The 17,692-nt window shown below is 69.2% G+C and carries 12 protein-coding genes; 7 read left to right on the top strand and 5 right to left on the bottom strand.

All coding sequences use genetic code 11. The annotated features are described in order from the left end of the window. The first annotated feature begins 227 nt into the window (after positions 1-227). Together AC3E6M_RS01150 and AC3E6M_RS01145 are read left to right on the top strand one after the other, a co-directional pair. Positions 228-587 (top strand): PadR family transcriptional regulator, encoded by a 360-nt coding sequence (locus AC3E6M_RS01150; RefSeq protein WP_138174058.1) that lies wholly within the window; start codon positions 228-230, stop codon positions 585-587. Then, entirely contained in the window at positions 584-1,675 is a 1,092-nt protein-coding gene (locus AC3E6M_RS01145) for a hypothetical protein (protein WP_490528803.1), read from the top strand. Before AC3E6M_RS01150 ends, AC3E6M_RS01145 begins: the two co-directional genes overlap by 4 nt. Positions 1,676-1,918: 243 nt before the next feature. Here AC3E6M_RS01145 and AC3E6M_RS01140 read toward each other — a convergent pair whose 3' ends face one another. Both AC3E6M_RS01140 and AC3E6M_RS01135 read right to left on the bottom strand, forming a co-directional pair. Then, complete coding sequence (locus AC3E6M_RS01140) at positions 1,919-3,346, bottom strand: CCA tRNA nucleotidyltransferase (protein ID WP_138174054.1); 1,428 nt, start codon at positions 3,344-3,346, stop codon at positions 1,919-1,921. 118 nt (positions 3,347-3,464) lie between these two features. After that, positions 3,465-4,979 carry a DUF7059 domain-containing protein gene (locus AC3E6M_RS01135; RefSeq protein ID WP_490528802.1) on the bottom strand — a complete coding sequence of 505 codons (1,515 nt, stop codon included), beginning with the start codon at positions 4,977-4,979 and terminating at the stop codon, positions 3,465-3,467. Between the two features lie 99 nt (positions 4,980-5,078). Between AC3E6M_RS01135 and AC3E6M_RS01130 the strand changes: the two genes are divergently transcribed. The 4 genes from AC3E6M_RS01130 to trxA all read left to right on the top strand — a co-directional run bounded on the left by AC3E6M_RS01130 (position 5,079) and on the right by trxA (position 10,273). Beyond that, positions 5,079-7,232, top strand: coding sequence for a DUF6049 family protein (locus tag AC3E6M_RS01130; protein WP_490528801.1), 2,154 nt, complete (start codon positions 5,079-5,081; stop codon positions 7,230-7,232). Next, entirely contained in the window at positions 7,229-8,827 is a 1,599-nt protein-coding gene (gene murJ / locus AC3E6M_RS01125; RefSeq protein WP_490528799.1) for a murein biosynthesis integral membrane protein MurJ, read from the top strand. The genes AC3E6M_RS01130 and murJ overlap by 4 nt, the downstream gene beginning before the upstream one ends. Before the next feature lie 73 nt (positions 8,828-8,900). After that, on the top strand, positions 8,901-9,887 hold the full coding sequence (gene trxB / locus AC3E6M_RS01120; protein ID WP_138174046.1) for a thioredoxin-disulfide reductase: 987 nt from the start codon (positions 8,901-8,903) through the stop codon (positions 9,885-9,887). A 62-nt stretch (positions 9,888-9,949) separates the two neighbouring features. Next, positions 9,950-10,273, top strand: coding sequence for a thioredoxin (gene trxA, locus AC3E6M_RS01115; RefSeq protein ID WP_138174044.1), 324 nt, complete (start codon positions 9,950-9,952; stop codon positions 10,271-10,273). Between the two features lie 227 nt (positions 10,274-10,500). Here the strand turns inward: trxA and AC3E6M_RS01110 are convergent, their stop codons facing one another. From AC3E6M_RS01110 to AC3E6M_RS01100, 3 genes are all read right to left on the bottom strand, one after another. Then, entirely contained in the window at positions 10,501-10,848 is a 348-nt protein-coding gene (locus AC3E6M_RS01110; RefSeq protein ID WP_138174042.1) for a tryptophan synthase subunit alpha, read from the bottom strand. Positions 10,849-10,931: 83 nt separating this feature from the next. Beyond that, positions 10,932-11,906 (bottom strand): ParB/RepB/Spo0J family partition protein, encoded by a 975-nt coding sequence (locus AC3E6M_RS01105; protein WP_490528798.1) that lies wholly within the window; start codon positions 11,904-11,906, stop codon positions 10,932-10,934. After that, positions 11,906-12,823 (bottom strand): ParA family protein, encoded by a 918-nt coding sequence (locus tag AC3E6M_RS01100; protein ID WP_138174038.1) that lies wholly within the window; start codon positions 12,821-12,823, stop codon positions 11,906-11,908. The genes AC3E6M_RS01105 and AC3E6M_RS01100 overlap by 1 nt, the downstream gene beginning before the upstream one ends. A gap of 4,480 nt (positions 12,824-17,303) precedes the next feature. Here AC3E6M_RS01100 and AC3E6M_RS01095 point away from each other — a divergent pair. Beyond that, positions 17,304-17,675: a hypothetical protein gene (locus tag AC3E6M_RS01095; protein WP_490528797.1), complete on the top strand. Its 372-nt coding sequence runs from the start codon at positions 17,304-17,306 to the stop codon at positions 17,673-17,675. Positions 17,676-17,692: the final 17 nt, after the last annotated feature.

Genomic DNA, 17,692 nt, shown 5'->3' with positions numbered 1-17,692 from the left:
CCCCCGCGCCAAGCTATGCAGCCGAGTCCTCTCCACGTCATGGCCTCAAGCCACTGACGGATATTGCAGTCCCAGGTGACGTCGATTGCGTTCTACGGCCCGATCACCGCTCATGCGAGGGGCATTTCGAACATCGCGCACGGCACGCCACACCGGTGGCATCCGCACCGCGCACTACTGCGCATCGCGTGGTACTGTCCCTCACAGACAAGCGAAAGGGGGCGCGCGTGGATACGACGCAGCTGCTCAAGGGGGTGCTGGATGCCGCCGTGCTCGCGGTCGTGCAGCACGACGACGGGTACGGCTACGACATCGTGCGACGCCTGCGCGATGCGGGCCTCGGTGGGGTGGGGGATGCCTCGGTGTACGGCACGCTGCGTCGGCTCTACTCGGCCGGCGCGCTGTCGAGCTACGTCGTTCCGTCGGACGGCGGACCGCACCGCAAGTACTACGCGATCAACACCCAGGGCCGGGAGCTGCTCGACGCGCAGCGCACCACCTGGGCTCACTTCTCGTCGGCGATGACCGACCTGCTCGACGACACCGCCCGCCCGAAGACCCTGCGCACGATCGGAGACGCCCGATGATCACCACGCCCGCTCGCGAAGACATCCGTGCGTTCGCCGCCTCCGTGCGCGCGCAGCTCGACGACCTTCCCGCCGACGAGATCGACGACCTGCTCGACGGCCTCGAAGCCGATCTCTCCGACCAGGCCACCGAGGCCGGCGACGACTTCGAACTCCCGGATGCCACGACCTACGCCGCCGAACTGCGCGCGGCCGCGGGACTCCCGGAACGCAGCGATGCGGTTGCGGCGACGCGGAAGTCGCTGGCTCAGCAGGTCCGCGAGGGATGGCGCGAACTCGGTGCGAGCCTGACGGCGAACCCCGCGGGCGCATGGACGCTCGATCTGCTGCGGTCGCTCCGGCCGGTGTGGTGGCTCGTGCGCGGATTCGTCTGGTACCTCATGGCCTACTTCGTCATGCTCGTGCTGGTCCCCAGCGCACCCTCGGGCGGTCTTCTGGGCGCCGTCTTCTTCGTCACCGGCAACCCCCTCACGTGGGTCATCCTGCTCGGTGCGGTGCTGCTGAGCGTCCAATGGGGTCGCGGCCGCTGGCTCCCGCGACCGTGGGTACGCGTACTCCGCACCGTCATGAGCGTCGGCGCGGTGCTCGCGCTCCCCGTTCTCGCCCTCGCGATCTCGACTGCCCTCACGCAGGCACTGACCCGCGACTCCTACATCCCCGACGCCTCGTACGTCCCCGGGCTCTCGGTCGACGGCCAGCGCGTGCGCAACATCTTCGCGTTCGACGCCGAGGGGAATGCCCTCCCGGCGGTGCAGCTCTTCGACCAGGACGGCACTCCGCTCACCACCGTCGGCCGCGAGATGGGACAACAGCCGTACGACTCGTACTTCTACGGCGGGGGAGGGCCTGTCCCGGTGCCGTACACCGCACCCGGAGCCAGCGACGCGTGGAACATCTATCCGCTGCGTGAGATCCCGGCCGACGCCATCAGCTGGGACGACGTCGACGACGTCGCGAAGGCGAAGCCGACGACGTTCCCGTTCCTGCGGGTTCAGCCCATTCCCACCGATGCGGTCCCCTCGCCGGAACCGTCCCCGACGGCACCCGTCGCGACGCCCAGTCCCGGCGCGGAGGCGGCGGCGCCGTGAGCGACCAGCCCAGGATCGTGAGCATCGATCTCACGCACCTCGTGGTCGCGGCCCTGGCCGAGGCTCACGACGAGGACGACTGAACATCAAGATTTCGGGGCGTGATCCGGCGGATTGGGGGCGCCGGATCACGCCCCGCTGCGCTTGCGGTTGGGCATGGGGCGCGATCCATGCACCGGGACGCACAGTGACCGCCCCGCTGCACGATCAAACCCGTCACGGCCCGAAACGTGCGGACCAAACTCAGCCCCGCGCAGCCCACCACTCGCGCAGCCGCTTCTCGGCCTCGTCCTCGCCAAGGACGCCCTCGTCGAGGCGCAGCTCGAGGAGGAAGCGGTACGCCTCGCCGACCTCGCGACCGGGCTTCAGCCCCAGGATCTGCTGGATGCGATTGCCGTCGATCTCGGGGCGGATCGCGTCGATCTCCTCCTGCTCGCGCAGGGCGGCGATCCGGGTCTCGATGTCGTCGTAGGCGGATGCCAAGCGCTGGGCCTTGCGCTTGTTGCGCGTGGTCACGTCGGCCCGCGTGAGGATGTGCAGGCGTTCCAGCTCGTCGCCGGCGTCGCGGACGTAGCGGCGGACGGCGGCATCCGTCCAGGCTCCCTCGGCGTAGCCGAAGAACCGCAAGTGGAGTTCGACCAGGCGCGACACCACGGTCGTCGTGTGGGCGTCGAACCGCAGGGCCTGCAGGCGCTTGCGCGTCATGCGCGCGCCCTTGATGTCGTGGTGGTGGAACGTGACGCCGCCGCCCGGTTCGAGACGCCGGGTCGCGGGCTTGCCGATGTCGTGCAGCAGCGCGGCGAGGCGCAGCGGCACGTCGGGGCCGGCATCCGGATGCCGCTCCTTCTCGAGCGCGATCGCCTGGCGCAGCACGGTCAGGGAGTGCTCGTACACGTCCTTGTGGTGGTGGTGCTCGTCGACCTCGAGGCGCAGCGCCGGGATCTCGGGCAGGAACTCGTCGATCAGCCCCGTTTCGACGAGGACCCGGATGCCGCGCACCGGGTCATCGGTCTGGAGCAGCCGCACGAGCTCGGACTGCACGCGTTCGGGGCTCACGATCTCGAGCGTTCCGCGCAGCTCGGCGATGGCATCCAGGGTGTCGGGGTCGACCGTGAACTCGAGCTGGGACGCGAACCGGGCCGCCCGCAGCATGCGCAGCGGGTCGTCGCCGAAGCTGACGGCCGGGTCGATGGGGGTGCGCAAACGCTGCGCGAGGAGGTCTTCGACACCGCCGGTCGGGTCGACGAGCGTGCGGGCGGGGACGCGCAGCGCCATCGCATTGACGGTGAAGTCGCGGCGGCTGAGGTCGGCCTCGAGGGTGTCGCCGAACTCGACCGTGGGCTTGCGCGTGACGCCGTCGTAGCTGTCGGCGCGGTACGTCGTGATCTCGACCTGTTCGCCGCGCACCTTGGCGCCGATCGTGCCGAAGGCCCGCCCGACGTCCCACTGCACCGACGACACGGGCTTCACGAGCGCCAGGATCTCGTCGGGGCGCGCGTCGGTCGTGAAATCGAAGTCGTGGGTCGTGCGGCCGAGCAGCGCGTCGCGCACCGGACCGCCGACGATCGCGAGGTCGCGACCGGCGTCGGCGAACACGCGAGCGAGCGTCGAGACGACGGGGTGCTCGGCGAGCTCACCGAGGCGCGCGACACCCTCGGCCATGTTCAGCATGCCTTCGAGCCTAACGGGGGCCGCGAGACTGCATCCGGCTGACAACTCCCCTGCAAACTGCATCGCAGATGTCAGTGAGATGCGGTCTCGGCGATCAACGCGCGACGCGCGCCCGAACTCACGCGTCCGTGAACGTCAGGAATCCGGTGACGATGAGCTCGCGCACCCGGGGCAGGATGTCGACGCGGAGCTCGTCGGCATCCACTTCCAGCAGCTGCGCGATCGCCTCGACGAGCGGACCGACGGCGAGGTCGCCGTCGCACGCGCCCACGAGCGCGGCGAGCGCCGAGTCGACCTCGAGCGTGCGACCGAAGCCGCCGCCCTGGCGCAGCTCGATCACCGACGGCGACTCTTCGCCCGGGCGGTGGTGACGCGCCTCGGTGACGTCGGGCGCGACACGGAGGATCGCGGATGCCAGCCCCTCGTCGTCGAGCAGGGCGGCGCGGTCGTGGTTCTCGAGGCATGCCGCGAGGTGCGGCCCGAACGCGGACTCGCCTCCGCCGGCGACGCGCTCGTAGCGCGCGAGGGTCGGGGCTCCCGCGAGCGGACGCCGCAGCAGCACGTATCCGAACCCGATGCCGTTCACGCCCCGCTGCGCGAAGTCGTCGAGCCACGCGTCGATGAGCCGGGCGTACGCGGGGGTTCCGGGCACCGTGCCGCCGTCGCGCACCCACAGCTCGGCGTACGCGAGCGGGTCGAGCACCTCGCGCTCGATGACCCAGGCGTCCAGCGAGGGATCGACCCACTCCCGGATCCGATCCAGACCCGAGTGCCCGTCGCGGTACTCCCAGTTGCCGAGCGACTGCGCGACCCCGCCCGGCGACAGGTGCGCGGCGACCCCCGCGACGACCGAGGCCACGAGCGCGTCCCCCTCGAGCCCGCCGTCGCGGTACTCGTACGCCGGGACCCCCGCGACGCGCGGAGTGATCACGAACGGGGGATTGGATGCCACCCGCTCGAATGTCTCACCCTCGACGGGGTCGAAGAGCGAGCCGAGGCGCGTCTCGATACCGTCCACGTCGTTGAGCAGGGCGTTCAGACGCGTGAAGCGCAGAGCCCGTTCGGAGATGTCGGTCGCGACCACGTGCGGAACGAGGCGCCGCAGCCGCAGGGCCTGGATGCCGCACCCCGTGCCGAGGTCGAGAGCCGTTCCGCCACGCCACGTGAGCTGCAGGCGTGCGAGGGTCTGCGAGGCCCCGCCGACGCCGAGCACGTGGTCCTCGGGGAGCGGTCCGCCCAGGGCCGCCTCGTCGAGGTCGCTCGCGATCCGCCACTCCACGCTGCCGTCCGCGTCGCCGAACGGCTGCGGGCGCACGAGGACCGCGGGGACCACGCGATCGCCGTCGACCTCGACGAGCCCGAGGGTCACGGCCCCCGCCACACCGAGGTTCGGCAGTGCCGCGGCCGCGGCCTCGACGTCGACGGCGAACCCGAGGCACCACAGCCGGCCGAGCGTCGCGAGCGCGTCGCGCCGATCGCCCAGGGCGCGCAGGGCCGGCTGACGCAGACCGCGGGACACGGCGTCATCCGCCTGCTCGCCCCACGCGTCGCGCAGAGCCGCCCCCGAGAAGCCCGCGGAGCGCAGGTCGTCGGCGAGAGCACGGCACAGGATCGGGTCGGGTTCGGGGAGCACCGGTCCATTCAATCGTCTGCGCGAGGCTATCGGGGGGCTCCGAGGTGCGCGGGCCTAGACTCGTCGCGGTGCGAGGCCGCCTCGCCCACCGACGCTCGTATGACCGTGACCTCCCTGCCCTCGGGCTCACCCGTGCTGCGGCGCCCCTTCACGCGCCGATTGCTGGCGACCCTCGCCGCGGCCGCGCTCGCGGTCGGTTTGGCGGTCCCGGTGGCTGCGACGGCGGCCGCGACGCCGTCGCCCAGCCCGTCCGCGAGCGCGGCGCCCCCGACCCTGGCGGCCGCCCCGAGCGGCAACGGCATCCTGCGCCCGGGCGACACGCTCGCCGTGCTCGCGACCCTCGCCGCCCCCGCGGGCACGAGTGCCACGGCGAGTTCGGCGGCGCTGTCGATCGGTACCTCCGCGCTCGGCGACGACGCCGCGCTCACGCGGTGGCTGAGCGGGGACGCGTCCGGCGTCGCACTGCAGCAGATCGCCACGGGCACCCTGGATGCCACCGCCTCCGGCACACAGACCTCGGTGTCGTTCACCGTTCCCGGCACCGACCCGGCGCTCGTCGGCCGCGCGCCGGGGGTGTACCCCGTGCTCGTGCGCACCGACGGAGGAACGTCGCTCCAGGCCCCCACGGTCGTCGTCATCCCCGCCGACGGCGCGGCCACTCCTCTCGCCGTCGTCGTGCCGATCACGGCCGCTCCGCGCATCCGTGGCCTTCTCACCGCGAGCGAACTGGCCGAGTTGACCGCGGTCGACGGCGCGTTGTCGGCCCAGCTCGATGCGGTGGCGGGCACGCTCGCCACCCTCGCGATCGATCCGGCCCTCCCGGCCTCGATCCGTGTGCTCGGGTCGTCCGCGCCGCCGACCGCGACCGCCTGGCTGCAGCGCCTGCTCTCGCTGCCGAACGACCGCTTCGCCCTGCAGTTCGGTGACGCCGATCTGTCGTCGCAGATTCGGGCGGGCGTGACGACGCCGTTGCACCCCACGTCGCTGCAGGCCTACATGGCCGCGGCCGACTTCACCCAGCCCGGATCCGCCGTCGCGCCGAGCCCGGGCGCGACCCCGGCGCCCGGACAGCCCTCGTTTCCCGACCTCGCGGCGCTGCTCGACATCGGAAGCGCGGCGGCGAACGTCTTCTGGCCCGCCACCGGCTCCGTCGACCCCGGCGTCGTGACCGCCCTCGGCGCGCTCGGCACCGACGCGGCTCCCGCCCGGGTCCTCGTCGGCTCGAGCAACCTCGGCGCTGCGCCCGGCACCGCGAGCGCGACCGTGGGCGGGGTGTCCACCCCCGTCTACGACACCGAGGTCTCGCGCGCCCTCACCGCCGCCGCTGCCGAGAATGACAGCGCCCGGCGGGGATCTGCTCTGGCGGCCGCGGCCGGCCACCTCGCGTTCGCCCGCACCGGCACCGCCGACCGTCCCGTGCTCGCCGTGCTGGACCGCGGCACCGACCGTTCGCGCGGCAGTCTGCGCGCGACCCTGGGCGCCCTGGCATCCGCCCCCGGTTACACGCCGTCGACGTTCGCCGCGGTCGGCGCGGCACCCGCGACGGAGGTCGCGCTCGGGAATTCCGAACCGGATGCCGCCCGCGCCGCCGACGTCGCCGACCTCCTCTCGGACGAGCAGGTGATCGACCGTTTCGCGACGATCCTCGACCAGCCCGAGCTCCTCACCGGGCGCGAGCGCGCGGAGGTCCTGCAGACGTTGAGCGTCGCCTGGACCGGGGATGCCGCCCGCCAGGCCGTCACCGACCACCGCGCCGCGACGCAGACGACGCTCGACTCCGTCGGCATCCTCTCGTCGGACTTCCGTCTCGTCAGCTCCAGCGCGCCCCTGCGCCCCTGGGTGCGCAACGACCTGCCCTGGCCGATCTCGGTGGTGTTGCGCTCACAACCCGACGACGCCCGCCTGCGCGTGCAGGCGACCACACCGATCGAGGCCCAGGCGTCCGCGAACACCCGCATCGAGGTGCCCGTCGAAGCCCGCATCGCCAACGGCGAGGTCGACGTCGCGATGCAGCTGTACAGCCCGACGGGCGAGCTCATCGGCAGCCGGCAGAACGTGCAGGTCGAAGTCCGTGCCGAGTGGGAGAGCATCGGGCTCATCGTCATCATCGGACTCGTCGTCGTGTTCCTCGGCGTCGGCATCCTCCGCACCATCGCGCGTCGACGGCGCACCCAGACCGAGGATGCCGCGGCATCCGAGGACGCATCGGATGCCCCCACCCCCTCGGACACCCCACAGGAGAAGAGCCCGTGAGCAGTATCGGACGGGCCAGTGTGCTCATCGGGGCGGGGACGATCGTCTCGCGCGTGAGCGGACTGGTCCGCACGATCGTCCTGGTCGCCGCGATCGGATCCATCAGCGGCGCCGGCGACGCGTTCGCCGTCGCGAATCAGCTGCCGAACAACATCTACGCGATCATCTCGACGGGCCTGCTGACCGCGGTCGTCGTCCCGCAGATCGTCAAGGCGGCCGCGCACGCCGATGGGGGCCAGGCCTTCATCTCGAAGCTGTTCACCCTCGGCACGGTGGGGCTGCTCGGCGCGACGGCGCTCGCCATGATCGCCGCGCCGCTGCTCGTCCAGGTGTACGCGAGCAAGTTCACCCCCGACCAGCTCGCTCTGTCGACGGCGTTCGCGTACTGGTGCCTCCCGCAGATCTTCTTCTACGGCCTGTATGCCCTCCTCGGCGAGATCCTCAACGCCCGGCGCGTCTTCGGCCCGTACACGTGGGCGCCGATCGTCAACAACATCGTGTCCATCGCGGGCTTCGGGGCGTTCATCCTCGTGTTCGGCGGGCCTCAGACCGTCGTGCAGGACTGGACCCCGGGGATGATCGCGGTCCTCGCCGGGACCGCCACCATCGGAATCGTCGTGCAGACGCTCGTGCTGCTGTTCTTCTGGCGACGCGCCGGGCTCGCCCTGCGACCCGACTTCCAGTGGAAGGGTGTGGGGCTGCGGCACATCGGCCGTCTCGCGGGCTGGACGTTCCTCATGGTCGTCGCCGGTCAGCTGGCCGGCATCGTGCAGTCGAACGTGCTCTCGGGGGCGTCGGGAGAGGATCCCGCCATCTTCGCCTCGCAGAACGCGTGGCTGCTCTTCATGCTCCCGTACTCCATCATCGTGCTGTCGATCGGGACGCCGTACTTCACGCAGCTCAGCGAGCACGCCGCGGCCGGGCGTCACGACGAAGTCCGCGCCGACATCTCCCGCAGCATCCGCACCCTCGGGTTCTTCATCGTCGCCGCCACGGCCGCCCTCGCCGTCGCCGCGGTCCCGGCGAGCCGCATCTTCACCAACGGCCCGGAGCAGGCCGCAGCCGCCGCTCCCGTGCTGCTGTGCTTCCTCGTGTGCCTCGTGCCCCTCGCCGTCCTCTTCGTCGTCCAGCGCACGTTCTACGCCTACAACGACACCCGCACGCCGTTCTTCTTCACGCTCCTGCAGTGCGTGCTCGTCGCCGGGGGAGCCCTGACCGCCGGAGCGATCCTCGACCGGGGAGAACTGGCCGCGGGGGTGGCGCTGACGCAGTCGTTCGCGAGCATCGTGCAGGTCGTCGTCGCCACCGTGCTGCTGCACCGGCGTCTCTCGGGCATCGGCACGGCCTCGTGGCTCCTCGCCCTGCTGAAGTTCACCCTGGCCGCGATCCCCGCCGCCGCCGCGGGCTTCGGCGTCTCGCTGCTGCTGGGCGGACCGGCGGGCTGGACCACGAACAGCGCCCTCGCCGGGGCCGCCGGAGCCGCGATCATCGGCACGGTCGTGCTCGCGGTGTATCTCGGCATCCTCGCTCTGCTGCGCACCCCCGAACTCGCGCCCGCGCTCGCTCTCGGGCGGCGTTTCCTGCCCAAGCGCTAGCCCCCGGACGGCGGAATACCGCCGGGCTAGCATGTGTTTCATCCGACGGAATCAACGAAGGGAACGCGCCACCGTGCGTCACGTCATCATCATCGGATCGGGCCCGGCCGGCTACACGGCCGCGATCTACGCTGCCCGAGCCAACCTCGAGCCCCTCGTCGTCGCGAGCTCCGTCGAAGCCGGCGGCGACCTCATGACGACGACCGACGTCGAGAACTTCCCCGGCTTCCCCGACGGCATCCTCGGACCCGACCTCATGGCCAAGATGCAGGCCCAGGCCGAGCGTTTCGGCGCCGAGGTCCTGTACGACGACGTCGTGTCGCTCGACCTCGAGGGCCCGGTCAAGACCGTCACCCTCGGCAGCGGCAAGGTGCACGAGGCGGCGTCGATCATCTACGCCACCGGTTCGGCCTACCGCAAGCTCGGCCTCGAGGGCGAAGAGCGCCTGTCGGGTCGCGGTGTGTCGTGGTGCGCCACGTGCGACGGCTTCTTCTTCCGCGAGCGGACCATCGCCGTCGTCGGTGGCGGCGACTCGGCGATGGAAGAGGCGAACTTCCTCACGAAGTTCGCGTCGAAGGTCTACATCATCCACCGCAAGGACGCGCTCCGCGCTTCGAAGATCATGCAGGAGCGCGCGTTCGCGAACCCGAAGATCGAGTTCGTCTGGAACAGCGAAGTCGCCGAGATCCTGGGCGACGAGGCCGTGAACGGTGTGCGTCTGCGGTCGACGGTCGACGGTTCCGAGCGCGACCTCGAGATCGAGGGTCTGTTCGTCGCGATCGGCAACGACCCGCGCACCCACCTGGTGCACGACAAGCTGCAGCTCACCGACCAGGGCACCATCTGGGTCGACGGTCGGTCGTCGCGTACGTCGGTCGACGGCGTGTTCGCCGCCGGCGACGTGATCGACCCGACCTACCGCCAGGCCATCACGGCCGCCGGCAGCGGCACCGTGGCCGCGCTCGACGTGGAGCACTTCCTCGCCGCGCGTGGTGAAGCGGGCGAGCCCGCCGTCGCCGAGAGCCCGATCGAGGGCCTCCCCGACGCCGCTGTCGTCTGAGGAACAAAACCGCGCCCACCGGGGTTTCCCCCGGTAACGCTTTCATCTAAGGAGATATGCACATGACCGCCAAGGCGACGACCAGCGCGACCTTCGAGCAGGACGTCCTGCAGGCCGAGGGTCCCGTTCTCGTGGACTTCTGGGCCGAGTGGTGCGGACCGTGTCGTATGGTCGCCCCCGTCCTCGACGAGATCCAGTCCGAGAACGCGGACAAGATCACCGTCCTGAAGCTCAACGTCGACGAGAACCCCGATCTCGCGATGAAGTACCAGATCACCTCCATCCCCGCGATGAAGGTCTTCCACGGTGGTGAGGTCAAGACGACCATCATCGGCGCGAAGCCCAAGTACGCCCTCGAGCAGGACCTCGCAGCCTTCCTCGGCTGAGTCCTCCGCTCGTCGACAGCCCCCGGCATCCTCGTGATGTCGGGGGCTTCGTCGTTGGTGGGGGCGTCGCCCGGTCCGGCGCGGACGGATGCCGGGATACAGGATGCCGCGCACGGAGCGCTCGGTTCGAGACGGGATGCCGTGAGCCTGGGGTGGCCGCCAGCCGCGCCAAGCCGCACGACGGCCATGGCATCCGGTCGTCGTCGGGTTCGGCCGTCAGGCGGCCGTCAGGAGGCGTCGAGGCGCACGGAGGTGTCCCACCGCCGGTGCGGCTCGTCGTCGCCGAGAATGCGCCACACAGCGCGCGTCAGCGGGGGATACTCGAGCGCGATCTGCCGCAGCACACGGTAGTTCCGCGACGAGTTCGGGCGAGCCCCACCGTTCTCGGCGATGTTCTCGGCCCTCAGCGTGAGCACCACCAGCTCGTCGACGCTGGGAAGGTCTTCCATGAACTCCCACGGGTCTTCACCACCACGGAGGCGTTCGTGGATCAGGACGGCGAGTTCATCCGAGGCTTCAGCGCGCAGCAGCTCGAGACTGGCGCGGCGGCGAGGGCTCTGGTCGTTCGCGGTCACCAATCCAGCGTACGTCGCCGGTCCGACATGAGGTTCGTCGTCTCGCAGGTTGAGCATATGCCCAGCCGGGAATAAGGCGGTGATCAGCCCGCGTATCCCTCTTCGCCGAGAACAGCCAAGATGCGATTGAGATCCTGAATCGTGGCGAAATCAATGTTGATCTGGCCTTTTCTTGCCGTCAACGAGACGCGGACCTTCGTGTCGAATCGATCGCCCAACCGTTCGGCCACGTCGTCGAGGCCAGAACGACGAGAACCTGCCTTGGGCTTCTGCCGAACGGGTGCCACCCCCGGCATCTTCGCCGCGGCCTCGGCCGCGCGCACTGAGAGATCCTCGTTGACGATCTTGTCGGCGAGCTTCTGCATCTCACGCGGGTCCTCGAGCGAGAGGATCGCTCGCGCATGACCCGCGCTCAGGACACCCGCGGCGACCCGCTGCTGGACAGGCACAGGGAGCTTCAACAGACGGATCGTATTGCTGATCTGAGGCCGCGACCGGCCGATGCGGGTCGCGAGTTCCTCTTGAGTGATGCCGAAATCCTCGAGCAGCTGCTGGTAGGCGGACGCCTCTTCGAGCGGGTTGAGCTGTGAACGGTGCAGGTTCTCGAGCAGAGCGTCCCGGAGGAGGTACTCGTCCTCGGTCTCGCGCACCACCGCCGGAATGGACGTCAGACCGGCCTCGCGCGAGGCACGCGTACGACGCTCACCCATGATGAGCTCGTACGTTCCGTCACCCTTGTCGCGGACGACGACCGGCTGCAGCACGCCGAACTCGCGGACGGAGTGGACGAGTTCCGCCAGGTCCTCGGGGTCGAAGTGCGTGCGCGGCTGACGGGGGTTCGGGACGATCGACTTCGGGTCGACGTGCACCAGCCGTGCGCCGGGAACGGTGACCAGCTCGGGCTCAGCGACGTCGGTCGAGGTCGGGGTCGAGTCCTTCTTCGCCGTCTCGGATGCCGAAGCTCCGGGGAAGAAGACGTCCACCGGACGTGACTCCGACGATTCCGCCGTGGGGATGAGGGCACCGATACCGCGGCCCAGTCCGGTTCTCTTGGCCATCAGTCTTCCTTCGGGGTGGTGTCGCGTCCGACAATCTCGACCGCTGCTTCGCGGTAGGCGATCGCGCCCGCTGACTGGCCATCGTACGCGATGACCGTCTGACCGAAGCTCGGTGCTTCGGACACGCGGACAGATCGGGGGATGACCGTGTGGAGGACTTCGTCAGAGAAGTGCTCGCGCACTTCGTCCGCCACTTGCTGCGCGAGGCGGGTCCGCCCGTCGTACATAGTGAGCAGAATCGTCGACACGTGCAGCGACGGGTTGAGGTGCTTCTGGATCATCTGCACGCTGCCGAGCAGCTGACTCAAGCCCTCGAGCGCGTAGTACTCACACTGGATCGGGATGAGAACCTCATCCGCCGCGGTGAACGCATTGATTGTGAGGAGTCCCAGCGACGGCGGGCAGTCGATGATCACGAAATCGAGGTGGTTGTCCTCAATCGCGAGGTAGTCACGAAGCGCGCCGCGTAGGCGGTGCTCGCGAGCCACTTGGGACACGAGCTCGATCTCCGCACCCGCGAGATGGATCGTGCTCGGCGCGCACAGAAGGTTGGGCGACTCCGGGCTCGTCTGAATGATGTCAGCGAGCGGGAACTCGTCGATGAGGACGTCGTAGATGCTGGCCGTATCGGCGTTGTGGGGCACACCGAGTGCGGTCGATGCGTTCCCCTGTGGATCGAGGTCGATGACCAGGACTTTCGCGCCGAGTGATGCGAGCGCCGCGGAGATGTTCACGGCGGTCGTCGTCTTTCCGACCCCGCCCTTTTGGTTGGAGACCGTGAACACACGAGTACGACCGGACAACGTCACCTCGGTAGCCTCCAGCGCTCGGCGTCGCGCCGACAGATCGGCGATCTCACGGGCAATCGGGGAGTCTTCGAAGGAGGGGGAGCCTGACGACTCACCGGACTGTTTCACGTGAAACGCGCTCCTTCATCTCCGGGGACAACATCCCAAGTCTACCGGCGGGACGGTCGCTACGTCGGGGTGATCCGAGGCGGATGCGCGAGCGTGTGCGATTCTTCGCTGGAGAGATGGTCACTGCCCGCGAGCGCTGGCCGACGGACACACTCTCAACGGCGTTCTTGGGCACTCGGCATCCGCGTTCTGATGTCCGTCCCGGTGACGCAACCCGCGGGGGAGTGCCCCGCACCTGTTCGCGTTGTTGTTGGCTTGGTGGATGCCATGACCGGCAGTGTTCCTGCGGTGAGCCCGGCGATCACGACTGAGTCATCGCCGTACCGATCCATCCAGGTGCTCCGCGAGCGGGCTGGCACGTCGTTCAACGTTTCACGTGAAACATCCCCCTCGGGCAAGATGCCCGAAGCCGGCCTACGGGGTCACATTCCATGAAGCGCCGCGGCTCTTCGACGTGTGTGTGCCACGGCATACGTCCTCGTCACGCGCGAAGATCCGGTTGCGCCATGGGCCGCGCATGCCCCGTGCATGCAGCGGATGGGCGGGCAACAGCCGACAGCCTTTCGCGCCGCATCGGTGCGACCGATGCGAGGTTTCGCGGGTGGCAGCATGCGGGGGAGGGCGCGGGTGGCCATGAAGGATCCCGGTTTCCCCCACCCGGGGTGCTTCGGCCATCCGGTCGACTAGTGGTCGTCCATTCACTACCGCCAGTCAGAGATGCCGGACGGGCTCCGCCCAAGCGCATACCCAGCGCCGCTATAGACCGCGCGGGGCTGGGAGCGTCCAGCTTGCGCGCCTGAGCCTGGCGATGGGTGGCGGCTCTCTTACGGGCCAGGGCCGCCCCTGCCGCGGGGCTACCCTGTTTCGCGTGGAATACGGCTGCCACGCTCAACCGGACATGGGGGACGACCTCAATCCCAGTACCCGCCGCACCTCATGAGCCAGGGCGAGAAAGCTGGTTGGCGCCACGAGGTACCCGCATCCATGGCACACCCCGCCATGGCGCCGCCCTGTTTCACGTGAAACACCTGGAGATCTGCGTAAACGCGGCGCGGACGAGCAGCCGCGGCTGTCGCATCTCAAGTGGAGATCTGTGACGATCCCAGTACCCGCCGCGCCTCATGCGGCAGGAGGAGGGATTGGGCTGGCACGGTGAGGCAGCCGCGCACCGATCGCACACCCCACCACGGCGCCACCATGTTTCACGTGAAACACCTATCTAAAGACGCAGCCCTGACGCGCACCTGCGGCTCGCGCACTCAACCGGACAGGGGGAACCATCCCACTACCCGCCGCACCTCATGAGCCAGCTCGAAGAACCCGGTTGGCACCACGAGGCACCCGCACCAGTGGCGCATCCCATCACCCCGGCGTCATGTTTCACGTGAAACACCTGAGGATCCAAAGACGCAGCCCGTGCACCTGCGGCTCGCACGCTCAACCGGATAGCGGCGACCATCCCACTAACCCGCCGCACCTCATGAGCCAGCAAGAAGGATCCCGGGGGCGCCGCGGGCAGCTGCGCACCAATGGCGCACCACAGCACGGCGCCGCCATGTTCCACGTGAAACACCTGGGGATCTGAAGACGCAGCCCGGACGCGCACCTGCGGATCGCACACTCAACCAGACAGGGGTGACCATCCCACTACCCGCCGCACCTCATGAGGCAGCAGGGAGGATCCCGCGGGTACCGCGGGCAACTGCGCACCAATGGCGCACCCCACGGCGCAGCCATGTTTCACGTGTGCCACTCGGAGATCCGCTGTGAGTCAGAGCGGAGGTGCACCGCGCCTCGCCCGCTCGACCGGACATCCGTGACCATCCCAGTACCCGCCGCACCTCTTAAGCCAGGGGAGAGACTCGGCTGGCGCCGTCAGGCAGCCGAGCACCGATGGCGCACTACAGCACGGCGCAGCCATGTTTCACGTGAAACACTCTGAGGCCTGCTGCGGTATAGCCCGGACGTGCACCCGCGGCGATCACACTCAACCGGGCAGAGGCGACTACCCCTACCCGCCGTACCTCATGAGCCAGGAAGAAGGATGCGGCTGGCGCCGCGGGGCAGCCGCACGCCATTGGCGCTCACGGGGATGCCGCCCTCTCCGTCAGGTGCGCAATCAACTCTGCGCACACCCTCGGTCGCGACTGTCTGGCGGGCTCCGGGAGAGAGCGGATCAGGGCGTCCATCTCGACGTACCCCGACCTCCGTCGTCCATCGACCGAGGGGCCTGAACAGTCCCGCGCTCGAAGGATGACCGTGTCTCGGTGCGGGTGGGACATGGGCCGTCCGGTGATACTGGTGCCAGTCGTTCCCCGAGGAACATCGCAGCCATCTCCGTATCCCAGTTCCGCACGGCGTGCTCGATGTGCCGGAGAGGGTGACTTCGGGCCGGTAACGACGGGCCGCGACCCGCCCGGCGCGGGGGAGGGCGTGTGCGTCAGTGCCCGTGTTTCACGTGAAACATCCCGCCCCGCGCGCACATCCAGACGAAACGACGGAGCCGCCGTCGCACCCCACGTCCACTCACCGACGCGTCTGCACGGCTGTGCGACGGTTGCCACGGGTTCATGTCACGTTCGCAACGGTTCACGGTGCTTACCCGAGTGGAGCGTTCGCGGGCCCTTCGACGTCACACCAGCTCATGCGACGGCGTCTGCCCAACGTGACGATGTGGCCTCGAGTTCCCTCGACTCCGCGCAATGGGAACGAGATCGATTGGCACGGCTGACGAGCACCCCGGGCATCCTCTGTGCACCCTGAGATCTCGGGTGTCCTCACGGTGTGCCTACCGAAGCAAGGGGCCACTGATCTGCGCACGACGTTGTCTCACCTCACGCGGAGACATCCCCCGCCGCTGCGCTCTGGTCGGCGTGCCTCTGAGACCTGCATCCACACGCCCAGCGTCCGGTCGCCGCGACGAGGAACGCATCGCGTGGGGGAGGACTCATAGCCCGTAGACGGATCACGAACAACGGAGGGTAAACAAGCCGGTCCTCAGCTCTCGCATCCCCATCGCCCCACGCTCCGGTTGTCACTCGACCGGACGACGAGCGGGTCCGCCAAGGATGGTCGGACGGATATCGGACGGCGACCCCGCATTCACACGCTTCGCCTCACCATGGCACGGGTCGGCGACCGGAAGACGGGCGGCTGTGCATCCGGTCTGCCGCCCGTTGCTTGACATCCGTCGACTCCGGAGCCACCCCCATCGCCAGTTGCGACAGGTCGGAGATCGTCATCGCCTCCCTCGGCCCCGAGCAGCTCCTGGGACTCGGTAGCCCGCGTGTGTGTGGGTCACGCCCCCTCACAGACGACCTCGCTCGCAGCGCGGCACTCCACGGGCAGCTCTCTCATCTTCATCGCCGGTGTGACCTGGATCCTTGTCGGACGGCCACCACCGCGCAACAGACGTCTCGCGGAGCGTCCGCAGATCCTCCGCCTGGACACGTCCCTGATGCGCAGCAGCGGGGGAACGCTGCGGAACCAGAGGCCGCGTGGGATACCCACATGGCAACCGCATGTGGCCCCGAACGTGTTCGGTGATGTGGACCAGCCGCGCCTAAGCGTTGGGGCAGTGGCAGCGGCCGGGTTCAACTCACCCGCGACCCCGGGTCTCACGGCGCAGCAAGGGGGGAGGGTTTCACGTGAAACACCGGGCACCCCTCGGTCTCGGTGCCATCGCGATGGCCGGCAGCCCCCGGCCACTCAGCGCGTCCACGCGCCTCGCTTCCCCTCGGTCTTGGCCGACCTCCGCTCCACAGGGACGAATCCGCCGTTCCTCATGCCCCTCGCAGACGCGCACCCACACAGACAGCCACCCTGCAGCGAACAGCGCACCCTTCGCGGCGTACAGTGGCACCGCGGTCGTCGGACTCCACTCCGCAGCTGCCGCGCCATCTCTACCGTTTCACGTGAAACATCGCGACCACGTTGAGAAGTACAACGCGCACGACGCCGCCCACGGCCGCGGGATCGCATGAACAGACGAACCGCAGGGGAGTGGGTCCCGGCGCTACACGGCTCGCGCACACCCGAACACCACACAGCGGGCGCATGCGGGACCGTGCAAGAGCGAAGGCACCCGAGGCGCACGTCATCCACTGTCAAAGTGACTCCCGTGCGCTGTTCCCCTGGCCTCGCTCCCGCTCCACATTTCCCGCATCGAGATGAATGCCCGCACGTGTGCGCATCCGCCCTCGTGACACAACCACCCAGCCACAACGCGCGCACCCCGAGACGAGGGGCCGACCCGCCCGCACACTGATGTCGGACTCCCGCGCGATACTCGATGCGTGGCACGCTCAGACGCCACCGCCCTTCTTCCGCATCCCCGTCGGACCGCTGATGTCGACGACGACTTCTCGGCGGGGGTCCTGCGAGACACGTGGATTCCTCACTACCTGCCACACTGGACGACCCCCAGATCGCTCACGGGCGCGTACGGGCTTCACCGACGCCGGAATCGACCTGCGCATCGATGCCGATCGTCGGAACCGAACACCTCGATCCCGGTGATTCGGGAGAGATCGGCGTCGCCGAGATCGAGGCGGATGCGATCGGCCGAAGGACCCGCGTGCGTTGCGGGATCAGGGCCGACCACGACGACCGCCTCCGCGACGACATGATCACGGTCGTCGTCGACGAAGACGGCCACGACATCCTCACCTGGACCGTCATATGGAGGTGGCGAGACGAGCGCGATCGGATGCCAGGGGCGCGTCGTCCACACCTTCGATCAGGCGCCGACGTACCCGCTCCCGCTCATGATCGACGTCCTCGAGATGTCACCGGGGCGAGGAACATGCCCCAAGCCGCCACTGTACGCCGCGTTCAGGCGTGGCGAGGATAATCCCATTGAATGGGGAC

The sequence above is a fragment of the Microbacterium sp. SCPM-O-B-15248 (M128) genome (genome assembly GCF_058214835.1).
This window is presented reverse-complemented; position numbering and strand designations above follow the sequence as displayed.